Origin of the sequence: uncultured Dialister sp., assembly GCF_900541605.1 — a bacterium.
GTDB lineage: Bacteria > Bacillota > Negativicutes > Veillonellales > Dialisteraceae > Dialister.
Genome location: NZ_UQKJ01000056.1, coordinates 1 through 13,325, shown reverse-complemented (window position 1 = coordinate 13,325; position 13,325 = coordinate 1). Strand labels below are relative to the sequence as shown.

General features: G+C 52.2%; 8 protein-coding genes and 2 riboswitches. Of the genes, 2 read left to right on the top strand and 6 right to left on the bottom strand.

Annotation, left to right across the window (positions count from 1 at the left end; genetic code table 11):
• The first annotated feature begins 183 nt into the window (after positions 1–183).
• Complete coding sequence (locus QZR21_RS05360; protein WP_296099001.1) at positions 184–1,059, top strand: hypothetical protein; 876 nt, start codon at positions 184–186, stop codon at positions 1,057–1,059.
• 183 nt (positions 1,060–1,242) lie between these two features.
• Positions 1,243–2,604: a threonine/serine exporter ThrE family protein gene (locus QZR21_RS05355; protein ID WP_296099002.1), complete on the top strand. Its 1,362-nt coding sequence runs from the start codon at positions 1,243–1,245 to the stop codon at positions 2,602–2,604.
• 615 nt (positions 2,605–3,219) lie between these two features.
• Here the strand turns inward: QZR21_RS05355 and QZR21_RS05350 are convergent.
• The 6 genes from QZR21_RS05350 to QZR21_RS05325 form a co-directional block, all read right to left on the bottom strand.
• Positions 3,220–4,671, bottom strand: coding sequence for a sodium:alanine symporter family protein (locus QZR21_RS05350; protein WP_296099003.1), 1,452 nt, complete (start codon positions 4,669–4,671; stop codon positions 3,220–3,222).
• Between the two features lie 137 nt (positions 4,672–4,808).
• Positions 4,809–4,910: riboswitch (glycine riboswitch) on the bottom strand.
• Positions 4,911–5,342: 432 nt separating this feature from the next.
• Positions 5,343–6,767, bottom strand: a complete 1,425-nt coding sequence (locus QZR21_RS05345; protein WP_296099006.1) for a sodium:alanine symporter family protein — start codon at positions 6,765–6,767, stop codon at positions 5,343–5,345.
• Positions 6,768–6,877: 110 nt separating this feature from the next.
• Positions 6,878–6,970: riboswitch (glycine riboswitch) on the bottom strand.
• A gap of 355 nt (positions 6,971–7,325) precedes the next feature.
• Positions 7,326–8,108, bottom strand: coding sequence for a ZIP family metal transporter (locus tag QZR21_RS05340; RefSeq protein WP_296099009.1), 783 nt, complete (start codon positions 8,106–8,108; stop codon positions 7,326–7,328).
• Positions 8,109–8,969: 861 nt separating this feature from the next.
• Complete coding sequence (locus tag QZR21_RS05335; protein WP_296099012.1) at positions 8,970–10,184, bottom strand: GDSL-type esterase/lipase family protein; 1,215 nt, start codon at positions 10,182–10,184, stop codon at positions 8,970–8,972.
• Between the two features lie 353 nt (positions 10,185–10,537).
• Positions 10,538–11,878 (bottom strand): GDSL-type esterase/lipase family protein, encoded by a 1,341-nt coding sequence (locus QZR21_RS05330; RefSeq protein ID WP_296099015.1) that lies wholly within the window; start codon positions 11,876–11,878, stop codon positions 10,538–10,540.
• A gap of 59 nt (positions 11,879–11,937) precedes the next feature.
• Complete coding sequence (locus tag QZR21_RS05325; RefSeq protein WP_296099018.1) at positions 11,938–13,080, bottom strand: tetratricopeptide repeat protein; 1,143 nt, start codon at positions 13,078–13,080, stop codon at positions 11,938–11,940.
• Between the last annotated feature and the right edge of the window lie 245 nt (positions 13,081–13,325).

Below are 13,325 nucleotides of genomic sequence, written 5' to 3'. Positions count from 1 at the left end.
TCCAAAATCCGGGGGCCTCACTTTCGGATGTGTCCACTCCTCGGGGTCCATTTTAACCACCACTCCTCACTCCTAACTCCTCACTTCTCACTTCCCTGCATCTTGCCTTTCTAAAGTCCCCTCTTGCCCGAATTCCGGTATCCTTTTATACTTAGAGTGAAGTATGATACAGGAGAGGATAGTATGCTGTTCTTGGCGCAGGAAAAGGAGAAACTCACCGACTGGTGGCAGGAAATTTCACTGAAGGAAATTTTCATCTATTTCTTCAGCGCCTTTGTGCTGCTTGCTATCGTCACCGCTTATTATGATTTCCTGGGCATCACCGGGCTTTTCAAATGGTACCGGTTTGGCAGGAACATGGGAGAATGTTTCCTCCTCCTTTTCTTTACCCAGCTCATGACGAGGAAGAGCCTGCTCCACCCATTCTGGCGGATCGGGTATATCCCCTTTTTCGCGTGGATCCTGATTTTCCCCTACGTCCTGATTCACGCAGTGAACGGTATGCACGATGCCGCCTTTAATCACCTGAGTCCCTATTTCCTGACCTCCATCGGTTCCCTGCTCCTCATCTTCTTTATCATGAATGTGATCTGCCGGGTTTATGTGGGCCGAAAACTGGCCACCCTCATCTGTCTTGGCGTGGTCTGTTTCTTTTCATTCAGTGCTTTTGTCTTTATTACCCACTATGAGTTCATGGGCATCATGATGAGTGCCCGGGAAATCTTCTTTGCCCTGGCGGATCCCATGCATTGGTTCCATAGAATCCTGCTGCATCATATCGGAGTCCCCCGGCTTCTTGCCATGACCGTAGGCCAGGTGATCTATGTGATTCTGTATGCCAAATGGATCTACAAAAGTGCCTACCACCTGGATCCGAAATGGATCCGTAAATCCGGAAAATCCTATTCCTTTGTTCACAGAATCCTGCAGTTCCTCGTATTTTTTGGCTGTCTCTGGCTCCTGATCCGCTGGATTACGGAATGCTTCCCGCTTCACGACTATGAAATGGCCAAGCAGTACAAGGACTACATCGATTTCATACAGAATTCCAAATTTTAAGGAATCGGGAAAAAGGCGGGCAAAGGCCCGTCTTTTTGCTTGGGAAAACTGCCAGGAAAGAGCAGCGGCCTGCGGCAGATCAGTGGCTGGTAACCGGGTCATCAGCCACTGATCTGCCGCGGGATCTCAATTCCCAACTTTCACATCTCAATTCTTTATTTATACACAAGAAGGTCCTGATTCATGTCAATATCCAATTCTTCCCTTTCCATCCGGGATAAGATGAAACTCATTCTGGACACCGGCCAGCTCATGATGGAAAGCGGCGCCGGCAGCAAGCGCATCGTCCGGGATATGCTCCGGGCCGCTGCGTGCCTCGGTATTTACTGGGAAGATGTGCAGATTCATATCACCTACTCCACCATCATGATCAACGTGGACGATGGGAAAAAGACCCACACCATGTTCCGCAAATGCTACCGCCACGGTGTAAACATGACCACCATCCTCCAGACCAGTGAAGCCAGCTGGGAGGCCCTGTACAAGAATGATTCCTACGGCACCTTCAAACAGCACCTGGACTACATCCGCCACAATTTCGGAAGCCGCATTTATCCGGAATGGATGGTCATCCTTGCCATCGGCCTGGCTTCCGCTTCGTTCTGCCTTATCTTCGGCGGCCACGCTGCTGAAGCGCTGTATACCATGCTGGCCGCCATCGTAGGGGCCCTTGTGAAATACCTGTGCACAAGGCTGGAAATCAATGGGTACGTCACCATTGCGGCCTCTGCCTTTTCCGCCACCCTCATGGCTTACTTCACCATGTACCTGCCCGGTGCCATCAATCCTTTCCTTCCCATCGTGGCCTGCGCTCTGACCCTCATACCGGGGGTGCCTCTCATCAACGGGGTAGACGATTTCCTGAATAACTACCTGACCTCCGGCATGACCCGGTTCACCCATACCATACTGATCATGCTGGCCATGACATTCGGCATCGCCGGGGCTGTAGGCATGACGGACGTTCCCAGTTTCACCGCTGTCCCCATTGCCCCGGAATCCCTGTACATCGCCCAGGCCCTGGCGGCGGCCATGGCGGCATTGGGATTTTCCATCATGTTTAATGTGCCGAAACGGTATATCCTCGCCGCCTGCCTGGGCGCCATACTGACCGTGGATACCAGGGATATTCTTATGGTTGCTTTCCACATGGGCATGGCCAGTGCCTCCTTCTTCGGCGCCGCGGTGCTCTCTATTTTCTACTTCACCGCCTCCCGCTTCTTCCATGCCCCGGTATTTGTGGTCACCATTCCCGCCATTATCCCCCTGATTCCCGGGGTGCTGCTGTACCGGTTCCTCTTTGCCATTATCGATATCAGCCATGCCGATATGTTTGAGCTCCTCACGGCCTTCCAGACCGGCGTGGAAGCCCTGCTCATCCTCCTCGGCATCTCCCTGGGCGCTACCCTGCCCGATGCCATCGCCCACCAGTACATCGAACGGTCCCGGAGAAAGAACCTCCAGCGCCTCCTGGAACGGCGGGGGGAAAATAAGGCAGACGCCAAAGACGCCGCGAATCTGGACCGGGGCAGTACGAGGGGGTAAATCATAGAGTTGAGATTCCGCGGCTTTGCCGTGCCCCTTTGGAGATGGAAATGCTTCGGCCGGGCTCTATGGCGATCGCTTAATGTCAGACTATGTGCGAATCATGCATAGGACTCGCACATAGTCGCAAATTGACGCTTTTTCTACACATTAAATTGCCTTCCTTTTATCTTTGGCTGGCTTATGACGCAGTATTGCATAAAAACCCTTATAAAATCTGACTCTGCAAATGAATCAGCGCTTCCCTGACTTTCATACCCTTCAAAACATACCGGTGAGCGGCATCCTCCGCCGCCTCACCCCATAGATAGGAGCAGCCGGGATATTATCAGGATATTATATGATTTGCGGCGCTAATAATTTGTGCGCCGCTACCACCATTCCTCATTCCTAATTCCTAATTCCTGATTCCTCATTCCTGATTATTCACGATGAACTTTATGCGCCAATTATAGACATATCCGCATATCCATCTTATACAAAAAATATCCCCTATCCTGCCGGAATTCAGAGGAGCAGGATAGGGGTTGTTTCTCACTTCCGGAGAAGTGAGGGGGGACAACGATATGGAGGTGAACCTTCAAGGTTCATCATGTCCCAGCCGGGAAGGGTATCTCAGATATGAGCTTTGACCCCTTCTTCTTTAGCAGCGAGAGCTGCTTTTTCAGCTTTTTCCTTAGCAAGGACGCCCTGGAAACGGACGACTTCTTCCTTGATTACAGGAGAGAGCACCAGCAGGGAAACGAGGTTTGGAATTGCCATGAGTGCATTGGCAATATCGGAAAGGTTCCACACCAGATCCAGGGTCTGGGTAGCGCCTACATAAACAACCAGGGAGAATACAACTCTGTAAACCATATTGTACTTATGGGTGCCGAAGAGGTATTCCCATGCTTTTTCACCGTGATATTCCCAGCCGAGAATGGTGGAGAAAGCGAAGAGGATGATGCCGATGGCTACGATATAAGTACCAATGATACCGATGTTGGTAGAGAAGGCTGCCATGGTGAGGGCAATGCCTTTCAGAGGAGTACCTGCGGCATCGGTGGTTCCGAGGACGCCGGAGGAAGCAATGGTGAGACCGGTGATGGTGCAGACAACGATGGTATCCCAGAAAGTACCGGTCATGTTGATGTAACCCTGACGGACAGGATCATCGGTGGTAGCAGCGGCAGCGGTGATAGCTGCAGAGCCGAGGCCCGCTTCATTGGAGAAGCAGCCGCGGGCAACGCCGTAACGCATGGAGTTCATAACGGAAACTGTGATGGTGCCAAGGACGCCGCCGCCAACAGCCTGCGGATCGAAGGCCATCATGAAAATCAGGTACAGGCCATGGGGTACGTTCTGGATGTTAAGAAGAATGCAGATGACACCAGCAATGATATAGAAGACCGCCATGCCAGGAACTACGACAGAGGAAACTTTGGAAATTGTCTTGATACCACCAACGATGATGATCAGGGACAGGACGGTAAGAATGACGCCGCAGACTTCAAGAGGTACACCGAAGACTGTCTGTACAGCTCCGGAAATGGAGTTTGCCTGGGTCATGTTGCCGATACCGAAGGAAGCGATGACAGCGAACAGTGCGAAGAGGAAGCCCAGTGTACGGCCGGCCGTTTTATTTTTGAAGCCATTCTTCATGGTGAACATGGGGCCGCCCTTCATTTCACCCTTTGCATTCACTTCACGATATTTAATGGAAAGCATGCATTCGGAAAATTTTGTGGTGAGGCCGAAGCATGCGGAAATCCACATCCACACCAGGGCGCCGGGGCCGCCGGAGAACATTGCGGTAGCTACGCCTACGATATTGCCGGTACCGATGGTAGCAGCGAGAGCTGTCATCAGTGCGGAGAATGGAGAAACATCGCCCTTGCCTCTCTTGGTGGTGCGGGCTTCTTTAGAAAGAACGCTGTGGATTGCATAAGGCAGGTTCCGCCAGGTCTGGAATTTTAATAAGCAGGTAAGGTACACACCGGTACCGACGAGGAGCACCAGCATTACCGGGCCCCAGACTATGCCGTCAATTGTATTGACTAGCGAGTTGATTGCAGCCATGTCCATAATAATATCCCCCTTACTCTTGACCCGTATTGTTTCTGAGAATAAAAACAACCGCCGTTCTCAGGCCCTTGGTGAAGGTTTCTGAGGCTGGCGGTTGTATGTATGTATGCATCCATGCATGCAGAGGGGGTTACCCTGTTGCCAGCCCTGTCCTTTTGCCTGAGAGATTCGGGATTTACGGGTGAAATCCCTTTACACCTTCGGCGCCCAATTGAATGGGACTCTCCAGAGTTGTGTCCGTACACAGTTTCGTGTTCTTCTGAACGCCTGATAGTATTACTCCTTCGGCAGGCAGCCTTTCCGCTGCCATTTTTCAGTGTACATCATCCACCGTATTTTGCTTTTTTGGTTCCCTTCGGGAAACAGATCTGAATTCCTCCTCCAGGGACCTGCCGTGCAATGCGGCATATATTCACAGGCTTTCGCCTGATCCTATACATACATGTTATTATGAACATCCATTTTTGAAGATTAGGGCCTCCGCTCCGGAAGCTGTTTTCTGGGGACAGCCCCCGGAGCCCGGCACTCTCCGACGAGATAGTTTAGGAGGGCTTTCTCACCGGAGTGCCCTTTGCCGGATGGGGTGTCATATTAATCCAGGCGGAAGGAAAATGGGAAAACCTTTCCGACAGGAAATAATATGTAAATATATTGACCTGACAGAGACTCCATCAGTCTTCCGCATCTGCGGAGACTTCCGTCTTCACGGCCTTGCTGGGATCCTGGTCTACGTATTCTTCGTAGTCCTTGCCTGTCTTCAGGTGGTCAAAATACTTGGCAGTTTCTCTTACCACCACACCGGACAGAGCCAGCAGGGCAATCAGGTTTGGAATAGCCATGAGTCCATTGACGATATCCGCCAGAACCCAGATGGCTTCGAGTTTCAGGAATGCGCCACTCGCAACGAGGGCGATGAAAATCAAACGGTAAGGAAGGATTCCCTTGGTGCCCACCAGGTAAATCATGCACCGTTCACCGTAGTAGTTCCATCCGAGGATGGTGGTGAATGCGAAAAGTACCAGGCCAATCATGAGCATGTATCCACCGAAAGCGGGGAATGCATCTTTGAACGCTGCGTTGGTAAGGGCAGCACCGTTCAATCCATTGAGCCATTCGCCGGAAACGACGATGGTGAGACCGGTCAGTGTGCAGATAATGATGGTATCGATGAAGGTACCGGTCATGGAAATCAGACCCTGTTCAGCAGGCCACTTTGTTTTGGCAGCAGCTGCTACGATAGGAGCAGAGCCGAGGCCGGACTCATTGGAGAATACGCCTCTGGCAATACCATTTCTCATAGCCAGCATCATGGTGGATCCGAGGAAACCACCGGCTGCTGCGGTGCCAGTGAATGCATTGGAAATAATAGTTTCAATAGCTGCAGGAATCTGGTCTGCGAAGAAAATCAGGACACCAACGGTAGAAACGAAGTAAATCACTGCCATGGCCGGAACGATTTTCGAAGCGGCTGCGGCGATGGACTGAAGTCCGCCAAGGGTAATGGCTGCAACCAGTACAGTCAGGATAATGGCGGTCCACATGGGATCCAGTCCGATGGTCATCTTTGTGATATCCACAATGGAGTTCACCTGGGCAAAGGTACCGATACCGAAGTAGGCAACCAGGACACCGAAGACGGCGAAGAGGGCGCCCAGCCATTTGTACTTTTCTCCCATGCCGTTCTTGATGTAGAACATGGGGCCGCCGGCGATTTCACCTTTGTCGTCCACTTCACGATACTTGACAGCCAGGAGACCTTCTGCATACTTGGTAGCCATTCCGAAGAATGCGGCAAGCCACATCCAGAAAATAGCGCCCGGGCCGCCGGCTGCAATGGCTGTAGCCACACCGACGATATTGCCGGTGCCGACGGTAGCAGAAAGTGCGGTACAAAGAGCTTTGAAAGAATCAATATCACCGCTGCCGGCATTCTGTGCCTTGAAGATGAGGCGAAGCGCCTTCGGCAGTTTGAACACCTGCAGGAGCTTCAGTCTCACCGTGAGGAGTATGCCTGTCCCGACCAGCAGGACCAAAAGCGGCGGTCCCCAGATAAAACTATCCAGTGAATTCAGCAAAGCCATGTAATCAAATTCCATTTTTAACAACGCCCTCCGTAATAAAGTATTTGTCACAAAAAAGCCGGCATCCAAAATAAATAACTCTGGAAGCCGGCATTGTCTACCTTAAACGGACACATAAGTGTGACGTTGCTTTCTCTGTCCTTTTGCCTGAGAGATTGGGATGTTTCCATCCTTACACCTTCGGCGCTCTTTAATCGAGACTCTCCAGAGTGCGTCCACATACGGTACTATCTTTGTGAGATACCTGAGAGTGTTACTCCTTCGGTAAGCCTTTCGGCTTTCTCCCATATGTTTCATCCGCCTGTATGAATTTGATGTTTGCATTATAGGTCCACGAAATTTATTTTGCAAGGGGGTATTTGTATGTTTAATTATTTTCTAATTTTGCATGGGGATACGTGCGGAGTCATTCCCGAGGAGCTTTGAGCCTTGGGCCTTGAGCGGAATATCCGCTGCGCGGCGGCTGGCCGGTTCAAGGCTCGTGACTCTATCCGCCAGCACCGAAATCCCATAAAAAAGCGGCGCTCCATAATTTGTGCGCCGCACTACCACTCCTAACTTCTCACTCCTCACTTATCCAAGTGCCACGTCCAGGGTCATCATGACCATGAATCCGAAGGCAAAAGAAATCACTCCGATATCCGAGTGCTCTCCTTCCGACATTTCCGGGATCAGTTCCTCCACCACCACGTACATCATGGCTCCCGCTGCAAAGGACAGGAGATAGGGCATGAGAGGCACAATGAGGGACGTCAGGAGAATGGTGATAAACCCGCCAATCGGTTCCACCGCCCCCGACAGGACGCCGCCTACAAAGGCTTTCATCTTTCCCATGCCCGCTCCCCGAAGGGGCATGGAAATAATGGCGCCTTCCGGAAAATTCTGGATGGCGATACCCAGGGACAGGGCCATGGCGGCAGCAAAGGTAATCCCTTCATGGCCGGAAAGGAATCCGGCCAGCACCACCCCCACGGCCATACCTTCCGGTATATTGTGCAGCGTCACCGCCAGCACCAGCATGGTGGTCCTGGCAAGGTGGCTCCTTGGGCCTTCCGACTCAGTGGCTCCCATATGAAGATGGGGAATCACATGGTCCAGAAGAAGCAGGAAAGCCATGCCAAAGCCGAAACCGATGACCGAGGGAATAAAAGCCAGTTTTCCCAATGACGATGATTCTTCCAGTGCCGGAATGAGAAGGCTCCAGATAGACGCCGCCACCATGACGCCGGAGGCAAATCCGGTAAGTCCCCGCTGCACGCCCCGATGCATTTCTCCCCGCATAAAGAATACACAGGCCGCCCCCAGAGAGGTGCCCAGGAAGGGGATAAAGAGTCCCCAGAAAATATCCATATTCATAATAATCTCCTTGTAAATTAGTGTATATTAATCATATTTCTCGATATACTTAACATACGCTAATTGAGAGAGTTTGTCAATAAAGAGATTGGACGTGGCCTGCTGGCGGATAGAGTCACTCACGCGGGGACCAGCTTCCAGAAAAGAATTGAGAATTGAGAGTTGAGGTCCCGCGGCTGCGCCGCAAGTTTGTGTGCTGATAGATAGAGTCATTCGATACAGGGATTTTTTGCTGCCATAAAGTCTGATTCCCCTGCGGCGCTTTCCACCTGATATCCCCACCAGTCATTCCTGCCGTAGTCTGTAAAGTTTTCCTAAAAGCCAGGGGACCCCATGGGAGTGTCTCTATCCGCCAGCAGGCAAATAACGCCGCCCTATGCCAGAACCGCTGATCCACTATCTTACTCACACCCTGTGAATAACTCTGTGTGGATTTCCTGTGATTAACTTTTCCGATTTTATGGGCTCTTTTCCATTCACAGTCTGTGAATATTCACAACTATTCACAGAGTTTTGCACAAACTGTTTATAACTTTTCTTCGCTGAATCAGATATTCTCACCCTGTTAAAAGTTCTCTGCCACAACCTTGAGCCTTTAGCCTTGAGCTGGATAGCCGCTTCGCGGCAAATGCGCCTCCCCATCTCCTGCAGCGACAGCCCTTCCGTTGGTGAATTCAGGGCTTGCTGCCTCTATGGTGTGGCAAGTGAACTGATTTCACCGAAAGCCACAGGCGGTTGAGAAATCAGTGACCCCTTCCCTTCAGGGGAAGTCCTCCCTGACGGGTAAGGAGGTGCCATTGCGTCGAAGACGCTAATCAGCTCAAGGCTCAAAGCTAAAGGCCCCTCTATGGCCGCACCTGTTTATTTCAGAGTAGGATCAAACTCCCCTATGTGTTCGTTAATCACGGCGGCGATTCGTTTCTTTGCTTCCACATCTCCGTGGAGGCCATCCAGAGCCAGGTCCGGAGGCATCACGTTTTCATAGGGAAAGGCGGCGGCCGTATCGATATGGGGCTGGGTGCGGATAAATTCATTCACCTTCCGGAATTCATCCTCCCAGTTTTCTGCGGTGGGCTCGTGGAAAACTTTGTCTATGCTGGCGGGGTTAATGGGCGGCAGGGTAAGAAGAATAGGAACGATACCGTTTTCCCGGCATTTCTCCTGGATGGTCTTCAGGTCGGCAATCACCGATTCCGCAGGAACACCACCCCGAAGGCTGTTGCTGCCTCCCATGATGAGCAGGTATTTCAGGTGGAAAGGAAGGACGTCCCTGTCGAACCGTTCCACCATATCCTGGCTCGTATTGCCGGAGTCCCCGAGATTAATGGTCTTAAAGTCCAGGTAATGGCCATAGCTGTATTCCAGGTCATTGGGCCCATAGGACATACGTCCCCCGCCATGGGTGATGCTGTCTCCATAGAGACCAATGGTATAGCCGGTGGTGGAAAATTCCCGCTTCTGGGGCAGGCTCCATTCTCCCACCGGATTTCCTTTTCCATCCTTCCCCCGGACCCGCCAGTACCAGGTACCAAACCGGGGCATATCATCGTAGTAATCGGTATATTGGAAATCTCCGCCGCCGATATGGTACTTCGAAGGCGCTGTGCCCTCCGTATTTTCCGGATACTGGGCCAGAATTTCTATTTCGTAGGTGGCAGCGCCGGGAAGGGCGGTGTAGGTATATACGGGATACAGAAGAGCCCCACCCCTTTCCCCGCTCCGGTCCGGCCGGGGAAGCGGCGCCTCCCGGTGTATGACAGCTGCCGATGAAGCCAGCGGCTTTGGCTCCGTCACGGGACCTATGGAATTCCCATCAAAATCATAGGGTTCTTCCTGCCAGTACAGTCCCTTCGGATCCGACAGCCGCCCCTGCTCCCGGAGGAGAACATCGCTGGCATAGGCGGTCTCCTCCATCACTTTTTCCATGGTTCCACCACTTTTTTGGGAAATGCGGAGTTCATACTTCACCGCATCGTAGTCCGTCGGCCAGGAAAGGTGGAGAAGGTCCTCCGCCATGGACGGAAAAGACAGCCCCCATACGGAGAGGGCTGCCAGAAACAGCATTTTATAGTTCATAAAGCCTCCATTGTTTCACGTGAAACATTTGGGAAATCAGAAATACTGGCAGCCGAGCGGCGTACCAACCTGTGTGAGCCTTGAGCTGAATAGCCGCTTCGCGGCGGAACTGTATGCTGATGGGTAGCGTCACTCGAGCGGGGGCTTCCAGCTGTTAGCTGCTAGCTTCCAGGAAAACTGGTCAGCCTGCGGCGCTTTCCATCTGATATTTTCAACCATCATACATGCCGTAGGCTTCTGAGCTTTCCTGGCTGCTAGAAGCTAGAAGCCCCCGCTCGAGTGGCTCTGCCCATCATCATGAAACCTTGCAGCCCAGCCGCGGGACCTCAACTCTCAAATTCTTCTCGTCAGCATCACTTCTTTATAAATTCTCCGATGTGCCGGTTGATTTCTCCGGCAATCATCTGCTTGGCGTTCCAGTCTCCGTGGATACCATCCATGGCAAGCTCACTGGGCATGACGGGATAGTCGGCGAAGGGAGCCGCCGTATCGATGTGGGGCTGAGTCCGGATATAGTCATTCACGATTTTTACCGATTCCTGCCAGCCGCTGTAGGTGACATCGCCGTAGTATTTCTGGATATTTTCAGGATTAATGGGAACAATGGTAAGGAGGATGGGGGTGATATGGTGCTCTATACATTTCTTCCGGATAGCCTCCAGGTGGCCGATGACCTTGTTCGGATCCGCTCCCATGCGGAGGTCGTTAATGCCTCCCATAATGAGAAGGTACTTCACATGGAACGGCAGCACATCGTGGTCGAAGCGGTCTTCCATCATTTCCGTGGTGTCCCCGCTCCGCCCCATATTGACTGCCGGAAAATCAAGGTATGTCACGTAGCTGTAGGCCATATCGGCAGGGCTGTGGTACAGGTGGCCCCCGCCCTGGGTGATGCTGTCCCCGTAAATGCCTACATCGAAATGTTCCTCCGGATTTGTCCGAACCTTTTCCGGCATACTCCAGATACCTACGGCGTTCCCGTTTTCGTCGAGTCCCCGGACCCGCCAGTAGAAGGTGCCGATACGGGGATTATCATCGTACACATTGGACAGGCTTGTTATCTTGGAGAATACCCGGTATTTCGACGGTGCCGTGCCTTCCGTATTTTCCGGGTAGGCGCTGGTCACTTCCACTTCATACTTCGAAGCTCCCGGATTTCCTGCATAGGAATAGACGGGATAGAGAAGGGTGGACCCATTGCCCGGCCGATACACATTGGGGTACGGTGCATTCCGGGAAACTGGTTTCATGGTACTTCTCACTTCCATGGGAGAAGAAAAGGGACCCATGCCTTCCCAGTTCGCATCGATAGGCCGGACCCGCCAGTACAGGGGCTCCGTCCCCTCGGGGAACTGAGAAAGGTCTACCAGCACCTTATTGGAATAAATCCGCTGGTTATCGTAAAGATGATCTTCCAGGGGCTGGTTCCGGTCCAGGTCCGCCGGGAGGCCCCGGAAAATTTCCACCTCATACCGCACGGACTCCGGATCATCCTGCCAGGTCAGAAGGACCAGTTTTTCCTTACTTTCTTCCTGGACTGCCGCTGGTGCAGAGGGATCATCGGCCTTCCCGGCAGCCAGGGCACTGTTTTCATAGGTCGATACAGCAGGAGCCGGCGTCTCCGCCTCCCCGGTGGCAGGGAAAGACAGCAGGACACAAAAAGCAGCCAGCGCTGCGGAATACAGTACTCTCATAAAATTCTATCTATTCTTCTTTCTATAAAATGTAATTCCAAAGGGAACCTGGGGTTCCTTTATTTTTTCTCTGCTTCCTTCAGTTCTTCCTGCAGGAACCGGAGCGCTGTCTTTGCATCTTCACTGCCAAAGGCCGCTGCCTTTTCCAGCCATTCAATGGCGGCCTGGGTGCTCTTCTCCGTACCGTAGCCATACTGGTAGCAGGCAGCCAGCCATCCCATGGCTTCCGGGAAATTCCGGTCCGCCGCTTTCCGGAAGAGGACAAAGGCCTTCTTGTCGTCCCCTTCCTCGTGGTAAATGGCACCGAGCTGGGTGGTGGAAGAATCCATGCCCAGATCCGATGCCCGGCGGTAATACTGTTTCGCCAGGCGCCGATCCTTCTTCGTACCATTGCCATAGTAATAGCAGTTTCCTATATTTCCCATGGCCAGGGGATCTCCCGCATCGGCCGCCTTCTTCGTGATCCGGAACCCCTCTTTCTTATCCAGGTCATTTTCATCAAAGAGGTATAGGAGTCCCAGCGCCGTACCAGCCCGCAGGTGGCCTTTGGCAAAGGCCTTCCGAAACAGGGCATAGGCCTGCTTTTTATCCTGAGGCACACCGACGCCGGTATAGTAGAAATAGGCCAGCCGGTTCATGGCATCGGGGTATCCCGCCTCCAGGGCCTTCCGATAGCAGTCGATGGCCTTCCGGTTATCCGCTTTTTTCCGCACCAGCGGCGGATTGTCCTTTACATGGCTGTCATGGAACTGGCCCAGATCGTTCCAGGCTTTCCAGTAGTTCTTCAGCGCCGCCTCTTCCAGCAGGTGGAAAGCCCGGTCCACTTCTTCTTCGCTCTGGGCATTCACCATTTCATAGCATCCCAGGGCTTCCAGGGCATAAATGGAGCTGTCCTTTTGGGCCAGGGAAATCCACTTTTCCCGGCTGTCCGTAATTTCATGGTACTCCTCATGGGAAAGTTCATTGAAATGAAGCAGGCAGAACAGGCCGGAAAGGCCATCACCCAGGCGGGCTCCCTTCAATGCCCATTCCATGGCTTTCTTCGGGTTCCAGGGAGCGCAACCCATGTAGTACTGATGGAAGAGAGCCATGAAGTACATGGCCCGGCCATTTCCTTCCCCTGCCAGTTTCTCAAAAAGAGGATAGGCCTCTTTTACTTTATATTCCTGAAATAATGTTTCCGCATTTTCTATATCGGTCATAGCATTCCCTCATTTCTATCGAACAGACTCTGCTCCTATTATAGCAGAAGTGGATGTGGCTGGTGGCCGGCAGCTGATTCGCATGCTGATGGTTAGAGTCACTGGCGTGGGGCTGCTAGCTGTTAGCTTCTAGCTGTTAGGGAAACGCTGATTAAATGGGCTTTTTACAAGCGCTAATTATTCACAGCCTTTTTCAGCAGTTTTGGGCGGGATTTTTGTGAATAACTTGAAGAAAATGAATAAAG